Genomic DNA, 21,093 nt, shown 5'->3' with positions numbered 1-21,093 from the left:
AATGCCAGATCGGACGCTTGAGGCATCAATCAAGAAACGGAACGGGATATGACCAAGGGACAGGTAAAAGTTGCGCTGGTGACCGGTGCGGCACGGGGTATCGGCCTTGCGGCCGCGAAGCGGTTTCTCGCCGAGGGCTGGCATGTGGCGCTTCTCGATATCGAGAAGGAGTTGCTGGCCCAGACTTTCAAAGCGCTCAATGCGCCCGATACGACGGTGGCGATTCACTGCGACGTCTCCGACGCCGGTGCGGTCGATGCCGCGTTCCGGCAGGTCATTGCACATTTCGGCCGGCTCGATGCGCTGGTCAACAATGCCGGCATTGCGATCTTCAAGCCGCTGCTCGAAACTACACAGGCCGACTGGGACCGCGTGCTGGCGGTCAATCTGACCGGGCCGTTTCTTTGCACCCAGGCCGCCGCGCCGCTGATGCGCGAGACTGGCGGCGGCGCCATTGTGAACATCACGTCGATTTCGGCGCTTCGCGCCTCGACCCTGCGCACCGCCTACGGCACCAGCAAGGCAGGCCTCGCCCATCTGACCAAGCAGTTCGCGGTCGAATTGGCCGGACTCGGTATTCGCGTCAATGCCGTAGCGCCGGGCCCGGTCGATACCGCCATGGCGAAAGCGGTTCACACACCGGCGATCCGCGCCGATTATCATGACACTATTCCGCTTAACCGCTACGGCCTCGAGGAAGAGCTCGCCGAGGCGATCTTCTTCCTGTGCAGCGACCGCGCCAGCTACATCACCGGCCAGATGCTGTGCGTCGACGGCGGTTTCGAGGCGACAGGCATCGGCCTGCCGACCTTGCGCGGCGAAGGCCGCAACGGCTGACGGCAACAAGCAGCGGTCAGCAGGCCGCTGCGCCGCCCTGATGATCCGCCGGTCTGTGCTGTGCGGCTTTGCGTGCATTGCCCGCCTCTACCCGTGACTGTCCCATGCTGTCGATCAGCGGCTGAATTTGTTCGCGGTAACGAACAAACAGGCTCGATGCGATCCAGCTTTCGTAGTGATCCTCGGTCTCGAACACCCCGATCATCAGCGCCGAGCTTCCATCGACATCGCGATAGACCCGGCCGCCGTGGAATCCGGACACCTCGTCGGCGAAACGATCCCGCGCGGCTTCCAGAAGATCGGCAAGTTGATCCAGCTTGCCGGGCTTCGGCGTGAAGCTGTTGATGAGAACAAACGGCCGCGGCGTGCTGCCGGGTGACTGGGTCCGATCGTGATGACTGCTCATCGTTGGTTCCTGACTGTTTAGGTGGCTTGCCGGTTCCGCGAATGCTTGCGGCGACATTCAAGCCAGCCTACAACCTCAAGTTAACTTGAGGTCAAGCGATGACGGTTGGAAACGATAGAAAGCCGGCGGCGATCCCCCGCGAACTGACTGTCGGCGATGTCGCGCGCCGCTCCGGCGTCACGGTATCGGCCCTTCACTTCTATGAATCGAAGGGACTGATCGCGAGCTCGCGCAACAAAGGCAACCAGCGCCGCTATTCCCGCGCCGTGCTGCGCCGGATCGCCGTCATCAAGGTGGCGCAGAGCACCGGTGTGCCGCTTGCTGCGATCCGCGACGCGCTGAAGACGCTGCCGGCGACCCGCGCGCCCACTGCGCGGGACTGGGCGCGGCTCTCCGCAAGCTGGCGCAAGGACCTCGACGAGCGCATCGCCAGGCTGACCCGGCTGCGCGACCATCTCGGCGGCTGCATCGGATGCGGCTGCCTGTCGCTCAAGACCTGCCCGCTGCGCAATCCGGGCGACAGGGCCGCGGCGCAAGGTCCCGGCGCAAGAATGTTCGATCGCTAGCGCGGACACCGCATCGCTCCGTTATTTCTCAGCGACGGCTTTCATGCTGACCAGCCCCTGCTGGAACTGGCCGCCGACCATGCGATCCATGTTCATGAACATGTGGATGATCTTCGCCATGAACGGTACCGGGCCATGCATTGCCCAGGTGACGTTTGTCGTGACATTGGCCGCGCTGCCTTTCGGCTGCATGGTGAACTCGGCCATGTTGTGCGCCTCGAACGGGCTGAAGAAATCCAGCTTGATCACCACCTTCGACGGCGGCGCCGTGTCGAGGATTTCCATGCGGCCGTGGCCGATATTCTTGTTGCCGCGCCATTCGTAAATGGAGCCCTTGCCGTTCGGCGCGCCGCTGAAGGTGCGCTGCATGTCGGGATCGACGTGCTCGTAGGGCGACCACGAGCCCCAGTTCCGATAATCGTTGATCAGCGGAAAAATCTTGTCCGCAGGCGCATTGATATCAATCGAGCGCTGCACCCGGAACGTATCGGGCCGCATTGCCGCCAGACCGACGACAATGGCGATCAGGATGGCCAGAGCGATCGCGATATACATCAGGGTCGTCATGTTTCATCTCCATCGGTACGGCGTCAGCGCCGCCAGGGAAAAATCAGGCGCAACCGTTCGTCGCGAAGATAAAGTCCGCCCCAGAGCAGGATTCCGAGATAGACGCCGAACAAGGTATGCGTGAACAACGGGCTTCCGGCCCGCACATGCACGTAGATCGCGCCGCCGAGATAGCCGGTCAGCAGGATGGCGCCGAGCACGGACGTTTTCGGATAGGCATAGAGCAGCGCGCCGATCAGCGTCAGCATGCCGAGCGTGAACGCAAGATTCGCCGGGATACCAAGCTGCCGCGAGGTCTCGATGACGACGTCGAGCGGAATCAGCTTGATCGCGCCATCGAACAGCAGGAACACCACGACCAGGCCGCTGAGAATGCGGCCGGTCCAGAGTGCGGTCGTTGAAATCGGAACGAGTTCGTTCATGGCGACGGTTCCGGTACTCAAGCCTGCAGCGTTGCGAGATAGGCCGCGAGTCGATCCCATGTTCCGCCCCAACCCTGCGTCATGCTGTCGAAGTTGCCCTCGAAGGTCGCGCGCTCCTCGCTCGATCCATTGAGCGCAACCACACGATTGACCAGCTTCGTCTTGCCGCCCTGATCAATGAACGTCGCCGTGCCCAGCATTTCGATCGGCCATGTCGGTGCCATCGGATGGCGGGTCAATCCGGCATCCTTGTCGGAGAATGAACTGACAAAAACGAGCCGCTCCGGTTTGACGATCTCGCGGAACACCCACTTGCCCCACATCTCGCTGCCGTCCGGCGCCTGCATGCCGTAGAGGAAGATTCCGCCGGGCTTGAGGTCGAGCTTGCCGACGATCATCTTAAAGCCTTTCGGGCCCCACCAGCGCATCAGATGATCGCGCTCGGTGAACACTTTCCAGACCAGATCGCGCGGCGCATCGAACAGGCGCTCGATGACGAACTCCTTGCTGTACGTTTCCGCAAGCGCGGCAGATTGCGACGAAGCCATCTGTCTTCTCCGAGGATTGTTGTTCTGTGATGAACGAACGATCAGGCCGCCGGCGCGGGCTGTGGATGCGCCAGGCTCCAGCCGTGGCCGAACGGATCGCGCACCTGCGCATAGCGTGCGCCCCAGAACGCATCCCACGGCGCGAGGATCGACACCGCGCCGGCGTCAATCGCGCGCTTGTAGGCTTCATCGCAATTCGGCACTTCAAGATGAAGCAGGAAAGTCGAGGCGCCAAGTTTCTTCGGCGATTCGGTTTTCCCGTCGCCGTGCGAGCAGTATTCGGGAAAGTAATCCATCAGGAACACGGTTGCGTCGTTCACCGTCATCTGGGCGTGCATCAGGCGCTTGCCGTCTTCCGCCGGCATCCGCATGATTTCGGTGGCGCCGAAAGCCCTGTTGTAGAATTCAAGCGCATCGGCCGCGCCTTCGACCACGAGATGCGGAACAAGCGGGGGAAGCTGGGGTGTCTGATCGGCCATTGTGAAACTCCTGACGCGGGTTTGGGTGGTCTGACGTGAATGTCTATTTCTTCAAGGAAGAAGTCCGCTTCGGTGATTTGCGTTTCACCGGCTTGCGCCGCTTGACCGGCGCTTCAAGCGCTTCTGTCGCCTGCAGTTCGCCGAGATAGGCTTCGAGCCGGTCGAGCCCCGCTTCCCAGAAACGGCGATAGCTCTCCAGCCAATCGTCAACATCCTTCAGCGCGGCGGGTTCGATCTTGCACGGACGCCATTGCGCCGCGCGGCCGCGCGTGACGAGACCCGCATGCTCCAGCACTTTGAGATGTTTCGAGACCGCCGGCATGCTCATGGCGAACGGCTCGGCAAGCTCCGTCACCGACGTCTCGCCCAGCACCAGCCGCGCGAGAATGGCGCGGCGGGTGGGATCGGCAAGAGCGGCGAACTTGATGCTGAGGGGGTCCATTCCGGCTTCCATATAACCATTCGGTTAAATAACCTTTTGGTTAAGTACAGCCGTTATCCGGGATAGTCAAGCCGTCATTGCGAAGAACGAAGCGGCGGACCAATCCGCCCTCTACGGAACGAGGGATGGATTCGCTCGCAATGACGAAAACAAGACGTGAATGGCCGGAAAAAATCCGGCCATGACCAATGAAGATCGGGGAAAGCTCAATAATCCTTGAGCAGGCGCTCGATATAGTCGAGTTCGATCTGCGGCCGGTTTGGGTCGGCGAGACGGCGGCGCAGTTCTTCCAGAATGCGTCGTACACGCTGCACGTCGATCTCGCCGGGAATTTTCACGGTGAGATCGTCGCTCCACTCGCGGCCATTGAGCGGACGGCCCAATGGATCGGTAGTGTTGCCACTGTTCTGCTGGCGGCCGGCGCGGTTGCCCGGGCCGTCATCCTGCCCTTCGCCCTGCTGCATCGACTGCGCGAGATTCTGCGCCCCTTTGCGCAGGGCTTCGAGCGCGCGGCCTTGCGATCCCACCGCACCGTCGGCATTGCCTTCGCCAAGCTGGTTGCCGGCATCGCCCATGGCGGAATCGGCATCGCCGAGCGAATCGCCGTCGTCCTCACCGCCCTGCCCCTGCTGGCCGCGCTGGCCCTGACCCGGCTGCCCCTTGTCGCCACGCTGGCCGGGCATCATGCCGTTCTTCTTCATGTCGTCGAGCAGCTTGCCGAGACGATCGCGCAGGGCCTGCTGGTCCTGACGCAGACCATCCATCTGGCTCTGGTCGCCCTGCTCCCCGCGGCTGCGGTCGCGCCGGGAGTCCTGCCCTTGCTTGAAGGTCTTGTCGCGCAACTGCTGCTGCTTGCGGATCATGTCGCCGAGTTCGTTCAGCGCCTGCTCCATGTCGCCGTCGCCACCCTGTCCCGGCTGCGCCATCTGCAGGTTTTCCAGCATCTGCTGCATCTGGTCGAGCAGCGCACGCGCCGCATCCTTGTCGCCGGAGCGCGACAGGCGCTCCATCCGGTCGATCATGTTCTTGAGGTCTTGCTGGCGCATCACCCGGGCGTTGGGATCCAGCGGACGCGCCAGTTGCTGCGGATTGTTGCGGAGCTGTTCGGCGAGCTGACGCATGAAGTTATCCAGCGCTGCGCGCAGATTGTCAGTGAGCTTCTTGATTTCCTCGTCGCTCGCACCGCGCTCCAGCGCTTCCTTGAGTGCATCCTGGGCAGCCCGAAGCGCCTTCTCGACATCGGTGATGTTGCCGTCCTCGATCGCGACCGCGAGCGCCCACAGGCTGTCCACCACACCGCGCATCGCATCGCGCGTGTTGGCGCGGACAAGCTGTCCCGAAACGCTGCGAAGACCGAGATAGTGTCCAAGCTCCGGCACAAAGGCTTCCGGCGCGATCATCAGCGCCTCGAGCGCGATCAGCACCAGCGGCTTCTGGTTGGCATCGAGCGCAAGATTGCGGCGCTGCTCGATCAAGGCGCGGGCCAGCGGCTTGACGAACAGCCGCTCCGGCAGGCGCATCTCGAACGGCTCGCTGCGGCCCTCATTGCCCGCTTCATCCTTTGCCGTCAGGGTCAGCGTGACATCGGCACCGGCATAGGGATTCTCGCTCAGGTCCTTCACTGTCTGGCCGACGCCGTTGCGGGTGCGCGCATTCGGCAAGCCGAGCGTGATCGACGGCGGATCGAACAACGGTTGCGGCTGCGCGCTGTCGTCATCTGCTTTGGGCGCGCGCGGTGTGAACTGCGCATGCGCTTCGGTGACGCCGTAATCGTCCTCAAGTTTGTACGACAGCAGCAGCGCGCCCTTGGCCTGCCGCTCCGGATCCTTCGCCAGCGAAATGCTGGGCGCGCGATCCGGCGTCGCATGGAACGTCCATTGCGGCTGACCCGACGGGGCGCGAACATGCGCGGCGCCATCGCCGGCGATGGTAAAGTGCCGTTCGCTGGTGCCCTGCGGCGCATTGCCGGTGACAGGGACCTCCGTCACGCCGCCATCCACCGCGACGTCAAGCCGGCCGCCGCTGGACCGCACGATCAGCGTGCTTCCCGCAGGCACGGACACCGGAGCAGCATCTGACGGCGGCGCATCCTTGTTGGCGGATGCCGACAGGATGATCGGCGGACGGCTGGTGTAAGACGGTGGCGTCACCCAGGCATCGACACGAACATTGGCGGCGGAGAACGCACCATCCCAATCGAACGCCGCGACCACCCGCGCGAAGCGGTCGCTGCCCGCGGCGACATAGGTCGCGACCATCAGCACCACGACCAGCGCGCGCAGCGCCCATGGATCATGCAGCGCGAGGCGCGGCGACGGCAGACCGGCGCGGATGCGCTTGATCGACGCGAGCGTGCGCGCACGCTGCTCCTGCCAGAGCGCCTGTGTGAGCGGATCCTGCGAGGTGAGCGTATCGGTCAGCGCGGTGGCGGGACGATGCGCAATACCGGTTCCACGGTCGAGACGGCGCAGCGCGTCCTCACGCGTCGGCCAGCGAAACCGGATCGCCGGCGCCAGCGCGGCAATCGCCAGCAACCCAAACAGCACGGATGCGACAATGCGTCCGGTCAGCGGAAACGTGATCCACAAGCCGGCCCATGATGCCGCCAGGAACAGGCCCGCAACCGTCAGAATGCGCGCGATATGCGGCCAGCCGCGCTCCCATGCGACCGCAAGCCGCGCACGCCGCAAGGCCTGCGCAAGCTCGGCTTTCCGCGCCTCCTCGGCGGTCCGCGGACGCTCCAACGGGTCTGGGCTCGATCCGATCAACGGGTTCTCCGGCTACGGTTCAGTGCAGCTTACCACGGCGGCGGCAATGAGGCATGGCCCCGATGCCGCATACCCACATGCAAGCGCTCTGCCGCGACCGAAGGCGATCTCTCACGAAAGCGTGAGAGAGCCGAAAATCTCGAATCAGGAACAGGCGGGATGGCTTGCCGCCCGTTACGCAGCTACAGCCACGGCGCGACGCGATCCATCGCAATCAGGGCTTCGGCCTCGATGCGCGGACGCACGACGGCATACTGATCGCCGTTCACCAGCACCTCGGGCACCAGCGCGCGGGTGTTGTAGGTACCGGACTGCACGGCGCCATAGGCCCCCGCCGTCATGATGGCGAGCAGATCGCCCTCCTTCGGCTCCGGCAGGTTGCGCCCGAGCGCGAGATAATCGCCGGTCTCGCACACCGGACCCACCACATCCGCCACCAGCACCGGCGCGTCCGGCGCCGCCGCACGCACCGGCATGATCTGGTGATACGCCTCATAGAGTGTCGGGCGAATCAGGTCATTCATCGCGGCGTCGATGATGACGAAGTTGCGCGCATCGCCGTGCTTCACATAGATCACGCGCGACACCAGGATGCCGGCATTGCCCACAATCATGCGGCCCGGCTCGAACATCAGCGTGCAGCCGAGATTGTGCGTCACGCGCTTGACCATCTCGGCATAGGCGACAGGCTCAGGCGGCGCGGCGCGATCCTCGTAATAGGGCACACCGAGGCCGCCGCCGAAATCGACATGCGAAATGGTGTGGCCATCGCCGCGCAGCACGGTGACGAATTCGGCGAGCAGGCGGAAAGCCGCCTCCATCGGGCCGAGATCGGTGATCTGACTGCCGATATGCATGTCGACGCCGGTGACCTCGATGCCCGGCAGTTTCGCGGCGCGGGCATAGACCTCACGCGCCCGCGCAATCGGAATGCCGAATTTGTTCTCCGACTTGCCGGTGGAAATCTTCGCGTGCGTGCCGGAATCGACATCCGGATTGACGCGGATCGAGATGCGCGCGGTGCGGCCCATGGCGGATGCGATCCGCGACAGGGCCTCAAGCTCCGGCTCGGATTCGACATTGATGCACAGAATGTCGTGCGACACCGCGAGGCGCAGTTCGTCCGCCGTCTTGCCGACGCCGGAAAACAGAATCTTGTTCGCCGGAATTCCCGCCGCCAGCGCCCGCATCAGTTCGCCGCCCGACACCACATCCGCGCCGGCGCCGAGCTTGGCCAGCGTGCGCAAGACCGACTGGTTGGAATTCGCCTTCATCGCGTAGCAGACCAGATGCGGCGTGCCGGCGAATGCGCCGGAGAAGACGCGGTAGTGACGTTCCAGCGTCGCGGTCGAATAGCAATAAAACGGCGTCCCCACCTCGTCCGCGAGGCGGGCCAAGCTCACGTCTTCGGCGTGCAGCACGCCGTTGCGATACTGGAAATGATTCATGCCTGGCGATCCGGTTCTGACATTCGTATCACGATTTTCCGCAGGCACCCTTTACGAATGTCAGAACCAAGGATCGCTGGAGTTGTTATGATTTACTAGTGTCGTTTCGTATCTGACGTTCGCAGGGAAAGCACTGCAGGCTGCAACGAATGTCAGATACGAGACTCTCGTCTCAGTCCAAAATCGCGTCGAGCGGGATGCGCTTTTTCTCGCCGCGCGGCGCGACCGCGACGCTCTTGCTGCCCGACGGCGTGTAAACCTGGCTCTGCAGGTTGCCTGCGGAATTCCGGTCGGCGGTGTCGGCAGTGTCAGCGGCGCCCCTGTTCAGTTTCTGCTCTTCAGCCGCACCGGGCGGAAGATCGAGGCCGGCCTTGCGGCCGCACCCGGCCAGCGCACAGGACGCGACAATCAGCCCGACGGCGGTCAGCTTCGAGAAGTAGCGATTCGAACGAGCAGTCACGCAGCAGTGTCCCGTGTCCCTGAAATTGCGCGTCACCATACAAAGAAGGTGCCGCTCTGGCGAGGGCTGGATTGAACGAAAATTTCCGGGGTCAGCCCGAATTTTGCTCTTTTTCCAGCCGCTTGAGCCATTCCTGGGCCTGCGCCCGCACGTTTGCCGGGGCGGTGCCGCCATAACTGGTGCGGCTATCCACCGAGGCCTGCACCGACAGCACGTCGAACACGCCTTCAGTGATTTTCGGTTCAATGGCCTGCATGTCGCCGAGCGGGACCTTGTGCAGGGCGATACCCTGCTCCGACGCCTTCGCAACAATCCGCCCGGTGACATGATGCGCCTCGCGGAACGGCATCTTGAGCGTGCGCACCAGCCAGTCAGCGAGATCGGTCGCAGTGGCGTAGCCCTCGCCGGCTGCCACCTTCATGCGTGCCTCTTCCGGCACCAGGTCGAGCGTCATGCCGGTCATGGCGCGGATCGCAAGCGACAGCGCGGCGAAGGCTTCCATCGCGCCTTCCTTGTCTTCCTGCATGTCCTTTTGATAGGCCAGCGGAAGCCCCTTCATCACGATCAGCAAGGCATTCAGCGAGCCGATCACGCGGCCGGTCTTGGCGCGCACCAGTTCGGCGGCATCGGGATTGCGCTTCTGCGGCATGATCGACGAGCCCGTGGTGAACTTGTCGGACAGGCGCACCAGTCCCACCAGCGGCGAGGTCCAGATCACGATCTCCTCGGCGAAGCGCGACAGATGCACGGCAGCGATCGCGGAGGCGGACAGTGCCTCGAGCACGAAGTCACGATCCGACACAGCGTCCAGTGAATTGGCCATCGGCCGGTCGAAGCCGAGCGTCCGAGCCGTCGCGTGGCGATCAATCGGGAACGAGGTCCCGGCCAGCGCCGCAGCGCCGAGCGGACTCTCATTGAGCCGCTTGCGCGCATCGGCAAAGCGGCCACGGTCGCGCGACGCCATTTCCGTGTAAGCCAGCAGATGGTGACCGAATGTCACGGGCTGCGCGGTCTGCAGATGGGTGAAACCGGGCATCACGGTATCGGCGTGCTCGATGGCGCGATCCACCAGCGCCCGCTGGAACGCCGCCAGCGCGCGGTCGATGTCGTCGATGACATCGCGCACATAGAGACGGAAATCCGTTGCGACCTGATCGTTGCGCGAACGCGCGGTGTGCAGGCGGCCTGCGGCCGGCCCGATCAGTTCGCCGAGACGGCTCTCGACATTCATATGGATATCTTCAAGCGCGCGCTTGAACGAGAACGCGCCCTTGCCGATCTCTGACAAAATCGTGTCTAGACCGCTGGTGATGTTTTTTGCATCGTTGGCGGTGATGATGCCCTGAGCCGCGAGCATCGCGGCGTGAGCCTTGGACGCAGCGATATCCTGGGCGTAAAGGTGCTGATCCACGTCGATCGAGACGTTGATCTCCTCCATGATCGCATCGGGACTTTCCCCGAAGCGGCCGCCCCACATCTTGTTGCTCATTGTCCGCCACTCACCGTCTGCTACTCACGCGTTCCTGCTCAGAAATCCAGCCGTCACCGAAAGTCCTCCGTCAAATTGCCATAACCGTTGCGGAAACGGCGTTTTGACGACGTCAACCGAGACAAGACCATGCCCGAAACCAAGCCCAAGACCGATCCTGTAACTTCCGGTTTGCCCCGCACGAATGCGGTTCGCATCCGGATCGCCGCCATTGCCGCCGTTCTGGCGGCCACGGCCGGGGTGGGTGGGGTATACGGGATCGGCGGGTTCATGCGCAATGCACAGGCGCAGGCTCAGTGTGCCCCTGCGGTCGATCTGGCCAGGAAAATCTCTCCCTTGGTGAAGGGCGAGGTCGCCGCATTAACCATGGCCACCGCTCCGCTCCAGATCCCGGACCTCGCCTTCCAGGACGCGGAAGGCAAAACCCGGAAACTCTCGGAATGGAAGGGGCGCACGGTCCTGGTCAATCTTTGGGCGACCTGGTGTGTCCCCTGCCGCAAGGAAATGCCCGCCCTGGACAAGCTGCAGCAAACGCTCGGGGACAAGGACTTCGAGGTCGTCGCCATCAATATCGACACCCGCGACGCCGACAAGCCGAAAGCCTTCCTGAAGGATGCCGGCTTGACCAAACTCGCCTACTTCCATGACCAGAAGGCCAAGGTTTTCCAGGACCTGAAGAGCGCAGGCCGGGCGCTCGGGATGCCGACGTCGGTGCTGGTCGATGGCGCAGGCTGCGAGATTGGAACCATCGCAGGGCCTGCCGAGTGGGCCAGCGAAGACGCCGTCAACCTGATCAAGGCCGCCACCGCGAAATAACGCCGCAGGTCCATCCGGGACTGCCCTCTTGACGGGATCGTTCGCGCCTCTATACTTAACCAAATGGTTTACTATTCGTCCGATCACCTGAACCGTGTGTTTGCTGCGGTCGCCGACCCGACCCGGCGGGCCCTGCTGGCCGAACTCGAAGGCCGCGGCGACATCACCGTCAGCGAGCTCGCAAAGCCGTTCGCGATGTCGCTGCCGGCCGTGATGAAGCATCTCGATGTGCTTTCTGACGCCGGGCTGATCACAAAGACCAAAACCGGCCGCACGGTGACGTGCCGCCTCACCGCGGCGCCGATGGAGCAGGCAATGGAATGGCTCGGCCGCTACCAGCGCTTCTGGACCGCGCAACTCGATCGCCTCGCCGCTTTTGTGGAGAAGGACCTATGCTCACCCAGCCCAGCCTCACCCTCGCCCGACGACTCAAAGCTCCCGCTGCGAAAGTCTTCGAAGCGTGGACGGATCCCGCCAAAATCGTCCAGTGGTTCGGACCCGGACACACCATAGGCGACAGCGTGCGGGCCGACATGGACGTGCGTGTCGGCGGCCACTTCAAGATCAACTTCAGCACCGACGACGGCCAGTCGCATCAGGTCGGCGGCAAGTATCTCGAAGTGACGCCCTATCAGCGTCTCGTCTTCAGTTGGGCATGGCACTCGACACCGGAGCGTGTCTCGCAGGTCACCGTGGTGCTGCGCGAGGAAGGCGATGTCACGCTGCTCACGCTGACTCATGACAAGTTCTTCGATGAGGCGGCGCGGGACGGCCACAAGCGCGGCTGGACCGGAACCCTCGACAAGCTCGAGAAGTTCTTTGCCTGAGATCAACGACACCACCGGCACAACGCCGGTGGCAAAACATGAAAAACACCAAGGAGTCTGAAATGCAGTATGTCGACGGATTTGTGTTGCCGGTCCCGAAGAAGAACCTGAAGGCCTACACCGCGCTGGCCAAGCTGGCCTGCAAGGTCTGGCTTGAACACGGCGCGCTCGACTATCGCGAATGCGTCGCCGAAGACGTCAAACCCGGCAAGCTGACGTCGTTTCCGCAGAGCGTGAAACTGAAGACTGGCGAGACGGTGGTGTTTTCCTGGATCACCTACAAGTCGCGCAAGCATCGCGACAAGGTCATGGAAAAAGTGATGAAGGACCCGCGGCTCGGCGCAATGATGGACCCGAAGAAAATGCCGTTCGACACCAAGCGCATGTTCTTCGGCGGCTTCGACACCATCGTGACGGCCTGACCGCGCGATCCTTCCGTTCAGAAACAAAGGGAGCAACTCCATGCAAACCATCGTGCCCTGCCTGTTCTTCGACGGCAAAGCCGAGGACGCCGTCAATTTCTACAAGTCCGTTTTCAAGTCCGCCAAGGTCGGCCACATCTCCCGCTATGGCGAAAACATGCCGATGCCGAAGGGCTCGGTCATGACGGCAGAACTCGAAATCGAGGGCCAGAAATTTCTGGCGCTGAACGGACCGCCGATGTTCTCCTTCACGCCGGCCATCTCGTTCATGGTGAATTGCGAGACCCAGCAGGAGATCGACCATTATTGGGACAAGCTCTCTGCGGGCGGCGGCGAGACGCAGCAGTGCGGCTGGCTCAAGGACAGGTTCGGCATCTCCTGGCAGATCGTTCCGAAAGACATGCCGCATCTGATGGGCAGTGCGTCGCCCGCACAATCGCAAAAGATGATGGAAGCCGTCATGCAAATGACCAAGCTCGACATCGCAACCCTTAAACAGGCCTATGACAAGGCAGCCTGAACCGGCGCGATCCTGCAAGTCTCGCCGCTGGAATGGCCTTGCGGTCATTCCAGCGATGGAACCTGCAACCAATTTCTATACGCGGGCGTTCAACGTGGCGTGGGCTCACGCCGAAGCGACCGCGGAGCAAGGGAGACAGGCCATGTTGAAGACAAGCAAGGCATTCAGCGGCTTCTCGGCCAACGATATCGGGAAGGCGAAAGAGTTCTACGGCCGCACACTCGGCCTCGACCTCTCGGAGGAGCACGGCATCCTGAGCCTCCATCTCGGCGGCGGCGCCGATGTGCTGATCTACCCGAAAGCCACTCACACGCCGGCGACGTTCACCGTCCTCAACTTTCCGGTCGAAAATGTGGATCGGGCCGTCGATGAACTTGGAAAGCGCGGCGTGCGTTTTGAAATCTATGAAGACCCGGCGTTCAAGACCGATGCCAAAGGCATTTCGCGCAACAATGGCGGGCCAACCATCGCCTGGTTCAAGGATCCCGCAGGCAACATCCTGTCGGTGATAGATGCCAAGGGCATGATGTAGGCGGATCGCCGCGATCGGCGCACAGCAACGAGGAAACCGCCATGACGGCGCACGGACATTTCCACTGGAATGAACTGGTGACACCTGACGCGGAACGCGCCATGCAATTCTACAAAAAGACCATCGGCTGGACCTTCGAGCCGATGCCGATGGAAGACGGCGCGACCTATTGGGTTGCCTATGCCGACGGCGAAATGGCGGCGGGAATCTTTCCGACCGACCGCCCCGAATTCGAGGGCGTGCCCGAAGGCTGGATGTCCTATCTCGCGGTCGACGATGTCGATGCGCGGGTCAAGGCAGCCGTCGCAGCCGGCGCGCAACTGATGCGTCCGATTTTCGACGTGCCGTATGTGGGACGTATCGCGATCCTGACCGAACCCGGCGGCGCCGGCATCGGATGGATCACCCCGGTCGACGATTAGACCGAAATATCGAGATTGCCGCCGACACCCGGCGCATTGTTCGCGGCGGGCTGGAGCAGTTGCAGCACCGATTTTTCCGAATCGATATTCTGCTTCATCACGCTGGTGGCGATCTGCTGCTGCGTGTTGGCAGCCTGCATGGCCATCATGCTGCTGACGATGCTCATCACGTCCATGGAAACGCACTCTCTCCGCTTGACGGCCGCGAACCTAAATGGAGAGGGTTAACAAAAGCTGACGACCGTTCGCGTCAGCGTGTCGGCACCGGCTTGTCGCCGCGATAGTCATAGAAGCCGCGCTGCGACTTGCGGCCGAGCCATCCGGCTTCGACATACTTCACCAGCAGCGGACACGGGCGATACTTGGAATCCGCCAGTCCCTCGTGAAGCACCTGCATGATCGACAGACAGGTATCGAGTCCGATGAAGTCCGCCAGTTCCAGCGGCCCCATCGGATGATGCGCGCCGAGCTTCATCGCCGCGTCGATGGCTTCGACATTTCCGACGCCCTCGTACAGCGTATAGATCGCCTCGTTGATCATCGGCAGCAGGATGCGATTGACGATGAAGGCCGGGAAGTCTTCCGAAACGGCGATCTGCTTGCCCATCGCGGTGACGAAGCCGCGCGCGGCATCGAAGGTCGCATCGTCGGTGGCGATGCCGCGGATCAGTTCGACCAGTTCCATGACCGGGACCGGATTCATGAAATGAATGCCGATGAACTTCTCCGGACGGTCGGTCGAGGCCGCAAGGCGGGTGATCGAGATCGACGACGAGTTCGAGGCGATGATCGCATCCGGCCGCAGCACGGGGCACAGATCATGGAAAATCTTGCGCTTGACGTCTTCCTTCTCCACGGCGGTCTCGATCACCAGATCGCAGTTCGCGAAGCCGTCGAGATTATCCGTGGACGAAATCCTGGCGATCGCCTGCTTGTGGGCATCCTCGGTGATGGTCTTCTTGGCCACCTGCCGCGTCAGGTTGCCGTTGATGGTGGCCATCGCGGACTTCACGCGATCGGCTGAAACATCATAGAGCACCACGTTGAACCCGGCGAGCGCGGCAACATGCGCGATGCCGTTGCCCATTTGCCCTGACCCAATCACACCAACCGTCTTGATCGCTGCCATTCGCTTTTCGATCTCTGTCGCTCTTGCCCCGCAGGATACGGCAACCATGCCGTACCCTTTGATAGGAAGTCAAACACCGGCCAGCGGAATTTCCGCCGGCCGGTGCATGAACAAGGCCGGGCGCAAAGCGCCCGGGTTTCGATTTTAGACCGCAGCCGTCAGTTCCGGGACGGCCTGATAGAGATCGGCGACAAGGCCGTAATCCGCGACCTGGAAGATCGGCGCGTCCTCGTCCTTGTTGATCGCAACGATCACCTTGGAGTCCTTCATGCCGGCCAGATGCTGGATCGCGCCGGAAATACCGATCGCGATGTACAGCTCGGGCGCCACCACCTTGCCGGTCTGGCCGACCTGCCAGTCGTTCGGCGCGTAGCCCGCGTCGACCGCGGCGCGCGATGCGCCGACACCGGCGCCCAGCTTGTCCGCCAGCGGCTCGATATACTTGGTGAAGTTCTCGCGGCTCTGCATCGCGCGGCCACCGGAGACGATGATCTTCGCCGAGGTCAGTTCCGGACGATCGCTCTTGGCGACTTCCTCGCCGACAAAGCTCGACAGCGCCGGATCGGCCGCGGCCGCCGCGTTGTCGACCGATGCGCTGCCGCCGTCGCCGGTGGCACCGAAGGTCGAGGTGCGGACGGTGATGACCTTCTTGGCGTCCTTCGACTTCACGGTCTGGATCGCGTTGCCGGCATAGATCGGGCGCTCAAACGTATCGGGCGACACCACCTTGATGATCTCGGAGATCTGCGCGACGTCGAGCAGCGCTGCAACGCGCGGCAGCGTGTTCTTGTAGCGGGTGGTCGCCGGCGCAACGATGGCATCATAGGGACCGGCCAGCGAAACGATCAGCGCGGCCAGCGGCTCGGCCAGATCGTGTGCATAGGCCGCGTTGTCGGCCAGCAGCACCTTGCGAACGCCCTTGAGCTTGGCGGCGGCTTCCGCCGCGCCCTTGGCGCCTTCGCCCGCTACCAGCACGTCCACGTCGCCGCCAAGAGCAGCGGCAGCGGTCAGCGCCTTGTTCGTGGCGTCCTTGATGGATGCGTTATCGTGTTCAGCAATCAGCAACGTGGCCATCAGAGCGCCCCCGCTTCCTTGAGTTTCGACACCAGCTCAGCGACGTCCTTGACCTTGACGCCAGCCTTGCGGCCTGGAGGCTCGGTGGTCTTGAGAACTTCGAGGCGCGGCGAGAGGTCGATGCCGAAGCTGTCGGCAGCCTTCTCGTCGATCGGCTTCTTCTTCGCCTTCATGATGTTGGGAAGGCTCGCATAGCGCGGCTCGTTGAGGCGCAGGTCGGTGGTGACAATCGCAGGGCCCTTGACCTTGACCGTCTGCAGGCCGCCGTCGACTTCGCGCGTGACCTTGAAATCCGATCCGTCGACTTCAAGCTTGGAGGCGAAGGTCGCCTGCGCCCAGCCGAGCAATGCTGCGAGCATCTGGCCGGTCTGGTTGCTGTCGTCGTCGATCGCCTGCTTGCCGAGAATGATCAGGCCGGGCTTCTCGTCTTCGGCAATCTTCTGCAGAATCTTCGCGACGCCGAGCGGTTCAACAGTCGCATCGGTCTTCACGAGGATGCCGCGGTCTGCGCCCATGGCGAGGCCGGTGCGGATCGTCTCCGACGCCTGTGCGGGGCCGATCGACACGACGACCACCTCGGTCGCCTTGCCCGCTTCCTTGAGGCGCAGAGCTTCCTCGACAGCGATTTCGTCGAACGGATTCATCGACATCTTGACGTTCGCGAGTTCAACACCCGTCCCGTCGCTCTTGACGCGAATTTTGACGTTGTAGTCAACGACGCGCTTAACCGGCACCAGAACCTTCATCGGTTCCCCTTCGTCCTGAAATGATTGATCACATCCACATTAATGCGGCTGGCGGCGGAACCTAATAGTCCCGCCAATCCGGGTCAACGCGCGAAAAATGGAAAACGAGGAAGGTATACCTAATATCACCGCTCAACGGTTCTGACCGGGCACCCAGAGAACATCCCCGGCCCCGTTGTCATTGACCGACCGGCCGGCCACGAAAAGAAAATCCGACAAGCGGTTGAGATACTGGATCGCGGCGTCGCTCACCGGCTCCTCCGGCTGGGATGCCAGTTCCACCACCAGGCGTTCCGCCCGGCGGCAAACCGTTCGCGCCAGATGCAGATGCGCCGCCGCCGGTGTTCCGCCAGGCAAAATAAACGAGGTTAGCGGCGCGAGGTGGGCATTGAGTGCGTCGATATCCTGCTCAAGGCGCTCCACCTGTGTGGTCAGCACGCGCAGCCGCTCGGCTTTCCCGTCCCGCTGCGGCACCGCCAGATCGGCGCCAAGATCGAACAGATCGTTCTGTATCCGCCCGAGCATGGCATCAATCGCAGGTGCCGGCGCCAAGTGAAGCCGCGCCACGCCGATCGCGGCGTTGGTCTCATCGACGGTTCCATAGGCGCTGACGCGCAGATCATATTTCGGACGGCGCTCGCCGCTGCCGAGCGCCGTGGTGCCGTCATCGCCGGTGCGCGTGTAAATCCGGTTGAGAATGACCATGGCGTTGATCCGTTGTCGCGGTTGGCGCGTCAGCTCCGGCCGAGCGCCCAGACGGCGAGCATGGCGATGACAATGGCGATGAACTGAAACAACACGCGCAGCCGCATCAGCTTCTGCGAGGTGTTCGGCGAGCCGCCGCGCATCATGTTGAACAGGCCGAGCATCAGCACGATGGTGACCGCGGCCAATGCGATCGGAAGGGCGATACTTGAAAGGAACGATGTCATGAGGGGTACATAACACCGCGGGCGGCCTCATGCCACCCGCCGGAAAAGGCGGGACAGAACCTTTTCGCGTTTCAGCCGTACATGACTTTGGGTGACCGGCACGGTAAATCATGGGTGTGATGGATCAGGGTGAATCGTGAGGCTGATCAAGGGCACGTTCAATATCGCACTCGATGCGTTCTATACGTTCCTGGCCGATGACGGCTGGGCGATTGCCAGCCACATTGCACTTTCGGCGCTGATGGCGCTGTTTCCCTTCCTGATCGTCATCACCTCGCTGGCCGGGTTCTTCGGCTCGAAGGAGCTGGCGGACCAGGCCGCGGAAATGATCCTGGAAACCTGGCCGTCGCAGGTCGCCGATGCCCTCTCCGGTGAAGTTCACAATGTCCTGACCCAGTCTCACAGCGGCGTGCTGACCATCGGTGTCGTGCTCGCGCTGTACTTCGCCTCGAACGGCGTCGAGAGCCTGCGCGTCGGCCTGAACCGCGCCTATGGCGTGATCGAACAGCGGCGCTGGTACTGGCTGCGGCTGGAATCCATCGGCTACACGATGGTTGCCGCCGTCACCTCGCTGGCGATGGCCTTCCTGATCGTGCTCGGTCCCTTGCTCATTGAAGCCGCACGACGTCTCATTCCGCTGCGAATCGAACCGAACGAAGACCTGTTCAACGTCCTGCGCTTCGGCCTCACCATCATCGCGCTGATCGTGGCATTGGTGATCCTGCACAAATGGCTGCCCGCCGGCTCGCGCCGGATGCGCGAGATCATGCCGGGCATCGTGGTCACCATGGTCGGCTCGCTGGTCTCCGGCGTGGTGTTCGGCCAGTATCTCGCGCGCTTCGCCAGCAATTACGTGACGACCTATGCAGGTCTCGCCTCGGTGATGATCGCGCTGGTGTTCCTGTATTTCATCGCCGCGATTTTCGTCTACGGCGGCGAACTGAATGCGTCGATCGCCAAGTGGCAGAAAACTAGTGCCGCACCGCCCGGAGAAGCGCCGCCGCCAGCGCACGCGGGCTGACCGGCTTGGTGAGGAATCCATCGGCGCCAGCCGCGCGCGATGGCTCCTCGTCTTCTGCACGTCCCGATACGCCGATGATCGCGATCCGTCCGCACGCTCCTTCCAGCGCGCGGATGCGCCGTATCGCCTCGATCCCGTCGATGCCGGGAAGCACCATGTCCATCAGCACCGCGTCGAACCCGCCCTGCGCAATCCGTTCCGGCGCCGTCTCGCCACGCCCGATGAATTCGGCCTGATGACCGAGTTCGGTGAGAATGGCGTTGAGCACCACGCGCCCGAACGGATTGTCCTCGATGCTCAGAATGCGCAGGCCCTGCGGGACTGACGCCGGCATCTCCACGCCTGGCGGCGGCTTCAGTCCGTCAGCCGATTTTAACGCCACTGTCAGGACAAACGTAGTTCCGCCGCCGCCGCGCTGGCTGGCGGTGATGTCGCCCCCCATCGCGCGCGCAAGCTGCTTCACCGACGACAGCCCCAGACCGGCGCCACCGAAGCGGGAGGCGATGCTGACATTGGCCTGCGAGAACGGCTTGAACAGCCGCCTGATCTCCGCAAGCGACAGACCGATGCCGCTGTCGGACACGGCAAAAAACACGCGAAGCCGCCCGCCCGCACCGGCCTTCACCGACACGTCCAGCGCGACATTGCCCTGCTGCGTGAACTTGACCGCATTGTCGATCAGGTTTTCCAGAGCGGCGCGCAAGCGAACCGGATCGCCGATCACAAAGGCGGGCAGGTCGTCGGCGATGCTCACCTGAGATTGCAGGCCTTTCGCGGACGCCCGTCCGGCCAGCGAATCTCCCAGCGTTCGCGACAGCGTCCGCAGATCGAAAAAGTCCTGACGCACCGCAAGCCCGGTGCTGCCGCTGCGTGCGGCATCGACGAACAGCGTCGCCAGCGCCGCAAGATGCTCCGCACCAGCCTTGATGGTGTCGACCCAGCGCTTTTCGCGCTCGCCGAGTTCTGAGGTCGCCAGCAGCGAACTGATCGCCAGAATGCCGGTCAGCGGGGTGCGGACTTCATGCGCGAAGGCAGCAAGCGCGGCTTCGACGATCCGGGGGTCCGCCTCGGGCCGTTTGGCCGGAGGCGTCCTGGATGGTTTGCGGGCAGGCTTTTTTGCCATAGCCCTCTTCTTGGGAGCAGGCTTCTTGGGAGCAGCCTTTTTCGCCATGGGAGGCTGCTGCGCAGGCGCTTTCGCGCCGCGCTTGACGCGCGTCTTCAGGCTCCGCTTGACGCGCGATGTCGCCGCCATGATTCCCCCATCCACATCCAACATGGCATGCCGGGGGCGCGGGAGTCACGCCATGGCGGGTTCAGCCGCTTGCAATACCAACAAGGCGCCGCACCTGATCCGGGGCCATCCCCCCGGCGCGCAAGTCCCGCAGTGCTGTCGACCGTGTGGATTTCGACAGCTTCTGCCCCGCCTCGTCCAGCACGAGGGCATGATGGCGATAAACCGGCTGCGGCAGTCCGAGTAGCTCCTGCAGCAAACGATGCACATCGGTGGCCCTGAACAAGTCCTGCCCGCGCACAACATGGGTCACACCCTGCAGGGCATCGTCGATCACCACCGAGAGGTGATAGCTCGTGGGCGTGTCCTTGCGGGCGAGGATGACATCGCCCCATTGCTCGGGCCGCGCGGGAACATCGCCGGTTTCGCCGTCCGGACCTTGCCCCTCCTCGATCCACGAGCGCGGACCGATGCGGGCCATGGCTTCAGCCATGTCGAGCCGCAACGCATAGGGCGCACCGGCAGCGATCTTTCGCTCGCGCTCATCCGCTGAAAGATGCCGGCCAGTTCCCGGATAGAGCGGCGCGCCATCGGGATCGCGCGGCCACGAGGCTGATTTTTCCTTCTCCGCAACCACGCGGGCGATTTCGGCACGGGTCTCGAACGCCGGGTAGATCAGGCCGTCGCGCATCAGGCGCTCAACGGCCTCGCGGTAAAGCGGCAGATGCTCTGACTGCCGCCGCACAGGCTGCTCCCATGCGATCCCGAGCCACGCGAGATCGTCATAAATCGCCTGTTCGTATTCGGGCCTGCAGCGCGTGGTATCAATATCTTCGATGCGCAGCAGCATCCGTCCCCCGGTTCGTTGCGCGAGATCGAAATTCAGCAACGCCGAGCGTGCATGCCCGAGATGGAGAAATCCATTCGGGCTTGGCGCAAAACGGAAAACGGGTGGCGGCATGGCTCAAACCTGTCTGACGCATCATGGA

At 62.9% G+C, this 21,093-nt stretch carries 28 protein-coding genes; 10 read left to right on the top strand and 18 right to left on the bottom strand.

Annotated features, from left to right (window positions below; genetic code table 11):
- The first annotated feature begins 48 nt into the window (after positions 1 to 48).
- The gene (locus tag HMPREF9696_RS18415) at positions 49 to 837 is read left to right on the top strand and encodes an SDR family NAD(P)-dependent oxidoreductase (RefSeq protein WP_002714561.1); all 789 of its coding nucleotides are present in this window, start codon (positions 49 to 51) and stop codon (positions 835 to 837) included.
- Between the two features lie 16 nt (positions 838 to 853).
- Here the strand turns inward: HMPREF9696_RS18415 and HMPREF9696_RS18410 are convergent, their stop codons facing one another.
- Positions 854 to 1,243 (bottom strand): antibiotic biosynthesis monooxygenase family protein, encoded by a 390-nt coding sequence (locus HMPREF9696_RS18410; protein ID WP_002714560.1) that lies wholly within the window; start codon positions 1,241 to 1,243, stop codon positions 854 to 856.
- Positions 1,244 to 1,341: 98 nt separating this feature from the next.
- Here HMPREF9696_RS18410 and soxR point away from each other — a divergent pair, with 98 nt between their 5' ends.
- A complete protein-coding gene (soxR, locus tag HMPREF9696_RS18405; RefSeq protein WP_002714559.1) occupies positions 1,342 to 1,809 on the top strand; it encodes a redox-sensitive transcriptional activator SoxR in 468 nt (155 codons plus the stop codon).
- A 21-nt stretch (positions 1,810 to 1,830) separates the two neighbouring features.
- Here soxR and HMPREF9696_RS18400 read toward each other — a convergent pair whose 3' ends face one another.
- The 9 genes from HMPREF9696_RS18400 to argH form a co-directional block, all read right to left on the bottom strand.
- Positions 1,831 to 2,376 (bottom strand): SRPBCC family protein, encoded by a 546-nt coding sequence (locus HMPREF9696_RS18400; protein ID WP_002714558.1) that lies wholly within the window; start codon positions 2,374 to 2,376, stop codon positions 1,831 to 1,833.
- A gap of 23 nt (positions 2,377 to 2,399) precedes the next feature.
- The gene (locus tag HMPREF9696_RS18395) at positions 2,400 to 2,798 is read right to left on the bottom strand and encodes a DoxX family protein (RefSeq protein ID WP_002714557.1); all 399 of its coding nucleotides are present in this window, start codon (positions 2,796 to 2,798) and stop codon (positions 2,400 to 2,402) included.
- Between the two features lie 17 nt (positions 2,799 to 2,815).
- Positions 2,816 to 3,346, bottom strand: coding sequence for an SRPBCC family protein (locus tag HMPREF9696_RS18390; RefSeq protein ID WP_002714556.1), 531 nt, complete (start codon positions 3,344 to 3,346; stop codon positions 2,816 to 2,818).
- A 41-nt stretch (positions 3,347 to 3,387) separates the two neighbouring features.
- Positions 3,388 to 3,825 carry a VOC family protein gene (locus HMPREF9696_RS18385; RefSeq protein WP_002714555.1) on the bottom strand — a complete coding sequence of 146 codons (438 nt, stop codon included), beginning with the start codon at positions 3,823 to 3,825 and terminating at the stop codon, positions 3,388 to 3,390.
- 43 nt (positions 3,826 to 3,868) lie between these two features.
- Positions 3,869 to 4,267, bottom strand: a complete 399-nt coding sequence (locus HMPREF9696_RS18380) for an ArsR/SmtB family transcription factor (protein ID WP_002714554.1) — start codon at positions 4,265 to 4,267, stop codon at positions 3,869 to 3,871.
- Between the two features lie 206 nt (positions 4,268 to 4,473).
- A complete protein-coding gene (locus HMPREF9696_RS18375) occupies positions 4,474 to 7,035 on the bottom strand; it encodes a TIGR02302 family protein (RefSeq protein ID WP_002714553.1) in 2,562 nt (853 codons plus the stop codon).
- Positions 7,036 to 7,217: 182 nt separating this feature from the next.
- Positions 7,218 to 8,483, bottom strand: coding sequence for a diaminopimelate decarboxylase (lysA, locus tag HMPREF9696_RS18370; protein WP_002714552.1), 1,266 nt, complete (start codon positions 8,481 to 8,483; stop codon positions 7,218 to 7,220).
- 172 nt (positions 8,484 to 8,655) lie between these two features.
- A complete protein-coding gene (gene lptM / locus HMPREF9696_RS18365; protein ID WP_245259243.1) occupies positions 8,656 to 8,943 on the bottom strand; it encodes an LPS translocon maturation chaperone LptM in 288 nt (95 codons plus the stop codon).
- A gap of 91 nt (positions 8,944 to 9,034) precedes the next feature.
- Positions 9,035 to 10,432, bottom strand: a complete 1,398-nt coding sequence (argH, locus tag HMPREF9696_RS18360; RefSeq protein WP_002714550.1) for an argininosuccinate lyase — start codon at positions 10,430 to 10,432, stop codon at positions 9,035 to 9,037.
- Between the two features lie 129 nt (positions 10,433 to 10,561).
- Here argH and tlpA point away from each other — a divergent pair, with 129 nt between their 5' ends.
- The 7 genes from tlpA to HMPREF9696_RS18325 all read left to right on the top strand — a co-directional run bounded on the left by tlpA (position 10,562) and on the right by HMPREF9696_RS18325 (position 13,971).
- Positions 10,562 to 11,248: a thiol:disulfide interchange protein TlpA gene (gene tlpA, locus HMPREF9696_RS18355; protein ID WP_002714549.1), complete on the top strand. Its 687-nt coding sequence runs from the start codon at positions 10,562 to 10,564 to the stop codon at positions 11,246 to 11,248.
- Positions 11,249 to 11,311: 63 nt separating this feature from the next.
- Positions 11,312 to 11,761, top strand: a complete 450-nt coding sequence (locus HMPREF9696_RS18350) for an ArsR/SmtB family transcription factor (RefSeq protein WP_002714548.1) — start codon at positions 11,312 to 11,314, stop codon at positions 11,759 to 11,761.
- Positions 11,728 to 12,075 (top strand): SRPBCC family protein, encoded by a 348-nt coding sequence (locus tag HMPREF9696_RS18345; RefSeq protein ID WP_245259274.1) that lies wholly within the window; start codon positions 11,728 to 11,730, stop codon positions 12,073 to 12,075. The genes HMPREF9696_RS18350 and HMPREF9696_RS18345 overlap by 34 nt, the downstream gene beginning before the upstream one ends.
- A 62-nt stretch (positions 12,076 to 12,137) precedes the next feature.
- Positions 12,138 to 12,497: a DUF1428 domain-containing protein gene (locus HMPREF9696_RS18340; protein WP_002714546.1), complete on the top strand. Its 360-nt coding sequence runs from the start codon at positions 12,138 to 12,140 to the stop codon at positions 12,495 to 12,497.
- 40 nt (positions 12,498 to 12,537) lie between these two features.
- A complete protein-coding gene (locus HMPREF9696_RS18335) occupies positions 12,538 to 13,017 on the top strand; it encodes a VOC family protein (RefSeq protein ID WP_002714545.1) in 480 nt (159 codons plus the stop codon).
- A 142-nt stretch (positions 13,018 to 13,159) separates the two neighbouring features.
- A complete protein-coding gene (locus tag HMPREF9696_RS18330) occupies positions 13,160 to 13,549 on the top strand; it encodes a VOC family protein (protein ID WP_009735198.1) in 390 nt (129 codons plus the stop codon).
- Between the two features lie 41 nt (positions 13,550 to 13,590).
- Positions 13,591 to 13,971, top strand: a complete 381-nt coding sequence (locus HMPREF9696_RS18325; protein WP_002714543.1) for a VOC family protein — start codon at positions 13,591 to 13,593, stop codon at positions 13,969 to 13,971.
- Here the strand turns inward: HMPREF9696_RS18325 and HMPREF9696_RS18320 are convergent.
- From HMPREF9696_RS18320 to HMPREF9696_RS18295, 6 genes are all read right to left on the bottom strand, one after another.
- On the bottom strand, positions 13,968 to 14,147 hold the full coding sequence (locus HMPREF9696_RS18320) for a putative motility protein (protein ID WP_002714542.1): 180 nt from the start codon (positions 14,145 to 14,147) through the stop codon (positions 13,968 to 13,970). The two genes, HMPREF9696_RS18325 and HMPREF9696_RS18320, sit on opposite strands and share 4 nt — an antisense overlap.
- Positions 14,148 to 14,221: 74 nt before the next feature.
- A complete protein-coding gene (locus tag HMPREF9696_RS18315; RefSeq protein ID WP_009735196.1) occupies positions 14,222 to 15,100 on the bottom strand; it encodes a 3-hydroxybutyryl-CoA dehydrogenase in 879 nt (292 codons plus the stop codon).
- Between the two features lie 144 nt (positions 15,101 to 15,244).
- Positions 15,245 to 16,174, bottom strand: coding sequence for an electron transfer flavoprotein subunit alpha/FixB family protein (locus HMPREF9696_RS18310; RefSeq protein WP_002714540.1), 930 nt, complete (start codon positions 16,172 to 16,174; stop codon positions 15,245 to 15,247).
- Positions 16,174 to 16,920 (bottom strand): electron transfer flavoprotein subunit beta/FixA family protein, encoded by a 747-nt coding sequence (locus HMPREF9696_RS18305; RefSeq protein ID WP_002714539.1) that lies wholly within the window; start codon positions 16,918 to 16,920, stop codon positions 16,174 to 16,176. The genes HMPREF9696_RS18310 and HMPREF9696_RS18305 overlap by 1 nt, the downstream gene beginning before the upstream one ends.
- A gap of 132 nt (positions 16,921 to 17,052) precedes the next feature.
- Positions 17,053 to 17,625 (bottom strand): cob(I)yrinic acid a,c-diamide adenosyltransferase, encoded by a 573-nt coding sequence (locus HMPREF9696_RS18300; RefSeq protein ID WP_002714538.1) that lies wholly within the window; start codon positions 17,623 to 17,625, stop codon positions 17,053 to 17,055.
- 29 nt (positions 17,626 to 17,654) lie between these two features.
- Positions 17,655 to 17,852 (bottom strand): twin transmembrane helix small protein, encoded by a 198-nt coding sequence (locus tag HMPREF9696_RS18295; protein ID WP_002714537.1) that lies wholly within the window; start codon positions 17,850 to 17,852, stop codon positions 17,655 to 17,657.
- A gap of 136 nt (positions 17,853 to 17,988) precedes the next feature.
- Between HMPREF9696_RS18295 and HMPREF9696_RS18290 the strand changes: the two genes are divergently transcribed.
- Positions 17,989 to 18,873 carry a YihY/virulence factor BrkB family protein gene (locus HMPREF9696_RS18290; RefSeq protein ID WP_002714536.1) on the top strand — a complete coding sequence of 295 codons (885 nt, stop codon included), beginning with the start codon at positions 17,989 to 17,991 and terminating at the stop codon, positions 18,871 to 18,873.
- Here the strand turns inward: HMPREF9696_RS18290 and HMPREF9696_RS18285 are convergent.
- Together HMPREF9696_RS18285 and gluQRS are read right to left on the bottom strand one after the other, a co-directional pair.
- On the bottom strand, positions 18,824 to 20,125 hold the full coding sequence (locus HMPREF9696_RS18285) for an ATP-binding protein (protein ID WP_002714535.1): 1,302 nt from the start codon (positions 20,123 to 20,125) through the stop codon (positions 18,824 to 18,826). The genes HMPREF9696_RS18290 and HMPREF9696_RS18285 overlap by 50 nt on opposite strands.
- Positions 20,126 to 20,186: 61 nt before the next feature.
- On the bottom strand, positions 20,187 to 21,065 hold the full coding sequence (gluQRS, locus tag HMPREF9696_RS18280) for a tRNA glutamyl-Q(34) synthetase GluQRS (RefSeq protein WP_002714534.1): 879 nt from the start codon (positions 21,063 to 21,065) through the stop codon (positions 20,187 to 20,189).
- Between the last annotated feature and the right edge of the window lie 28 nt (positions 21,066 to 21,093).

This window comes from Afipia clevelandensis ATCC 49720, from assembly GCF_000336555.1.
In the GTDB taxonomy this organism is placed as follows: Bacteria; Pseudomonadota; Alphaproteobacteria; order Rhizobiales; family Xanthobacteraceae; genus Afipia; species Afipia clevelandensis.
Note: the sequence above shows the minus strand (reverse complement) of the source record. Positions and strands in the feature narration are given on the sequence as shown.

Bases quoted from the DNA above. Each gene is read 5' to 3' on its own strand.
- HMPREF9696_RS18415 (WP_002714561.1), top strand. From the start codon at position 49: ATGACCAAGGGACAGGTAAAAGTTGCGCTGGTGACCGGTGCGGCACGG.
- HMPREF9696_RS18410 (WP_002714560.1), bottom strand. From the start codon at position 1,243: ATGAGCAGTCATCACGATCGGACCCAGTCACCCGGCAGCACGCCGCGG.
- soxR (WP_002714559.1), top strand. From the start codon at position 1,342: ATGACGGTTGGAAACGATAGAAAGCCGGCGGCGATCCCCCGCGAACTG.
- HMPREF9696_RS18400 (WP_002714558.1), bottom strand. From the start codon at position 2,376: ATGACGACCCTGATGTATATCGCGATCGCTCTGGCCATCCTGATCGCC.
- HMPREF9696_RS18395 (WP_002714557.1), bottom strand. From the start codon at position 2,798: ATGAACGAACTCGTTCCGATTTCAACGACCGCACTCTGGACCGGCCGC.
- HMPREF9696_RS18390 (WP_002714556.1), bottom strand. From the start codon at position 3,346: ATGGCTTCGTCGCAATCTGCCGCGCTTGCGGAAACGTACAGCAAGGAG.
- HMPREF9696_RS18385 (WP_002714555.1), bottom strand. From the start codon at position 3,825: ATGGCCGATCAGACACCCCAGCTTCCCCCGCTTGTTCCGCATCTCGTG.
- HMPREF9696_RS18380 (WP_002714554.1), bottom strand. From the start codon at position 4,267: ATGGACCCCCTCAGCATCAAGTTCGCCGCTCTTGCCGATCCCACCCGC.
- lysA (WP_002714552.1), bottom strand. From the start codon at position 8,483: ATGAATCATTTCCAGTATCGCAACGGCGTGCTGCACGCCGAAGACGTG.
- argH (WP_002714550.1), bottom strand. From the start codon at position 10,432: ATGAGCAACAAGATGTGGGGCGGCCGCTTCGGGGAAAGTCCCGATGCG.
- tlpA (WP_002714549.1), top strand. From the start codon at position 10,562: ATGCCCGAAACCAAGCCCAAGACCGATCCTGTAACTTCCGGTTTGCCC.
- HMPREF9696_RS18350 (WP_002714548.1), top strand. From the start codon at position 11,312: ATGGTTTACTATTCGTCCGATCACCTGAACCGTGTGTTTGCTGCGGTC.
- HMPREF9696_RS18340 (WP_002714546.1), top strand. From the start codon at position 12,138: ATGCAGTATGTCGACGGATTTGTGTTGCCGGTCCCGAAGAAGAACCTG.
- HMPREF9696_RS18335 (WP_002714545.1), top strand. From the start codon at position 12,538: ATGCAAACCATCGTGCCCTGCCTGTTCTTCGACGGCAAAGCCGAGGAC.
- HMPREF9696_RS18330 (WP_009735198.1), top strand. From the start codon at position 13,160: ATGTTGAAGACAAGCAAGGCATTCAGCGGCTTCTCGGCCAACGATATC.
- HMPREF9696_RS18325 (WP_002714543.1), top strand. From the start codon at position 13,591: ATGACGGCGCACGGACATTTCCACTGGAATGAACTGGTGACACCTGAC.
- HMPREF9696_RS18320 (WP_002714542.1), bottom strand. From the start codon at position 14,147: ATGGACGTGATGAGCATCGTCAGCAGCATGATGGCCATGCAGGCTGCC.
- HMPREF9696_RS18315 (WP_009735196.1), bottom strand. From the start codon at position 15,100: ATGGCAGCGATCAAGACGGTTGGTGTGATTGGGTCAGGGCAAATGGGC.
- HMPREF9696_RS18310 (WP_002714540.1), bottom strand. From the start codon at position 16,174: ATGGCCACGTTGCTGATTGCTGAACACGATAACGCATCCATCAAGGAC.
- HMPREF9696_RS18305 (WP_002714539.1), bottom strand. From the start codon at position 16,920: ATGAAGGTTCTGGTGCCGGTTAAGCGCGTCGTTGACTACAACGTCAAA.
- HMPREF9696_RS18300 (WP_002714538.1), bottom strand. From the start codon at position 17,625: ATGGTCATTCTCAACCGGATTTACACGCGCACCGGCGATGACGGCACC.
- HMPREF9696_RS18295 (WP_002714537.1), bottom strand. From the start codon at position 17,852: ATGACATCGTTCCTTTCAAGTATCGCCCTTCCGATCGCATTGGCCGCG.
- HMPREF9696_RS18285 (WP_002714535.1), bottom strand. From the start codon at position 20,125: ATGGCGGCGACATCGCGCGTCAAGCGGAGCCTGAAGACGCGCGTCAAG.
- gluQRS (WP_002714534.1), bottom strand. From the start codon at position 21,065: ATGCCGCCACCCGTTTTCCGTTTTGCGCCAAGCCCGAATGGATTTCTC.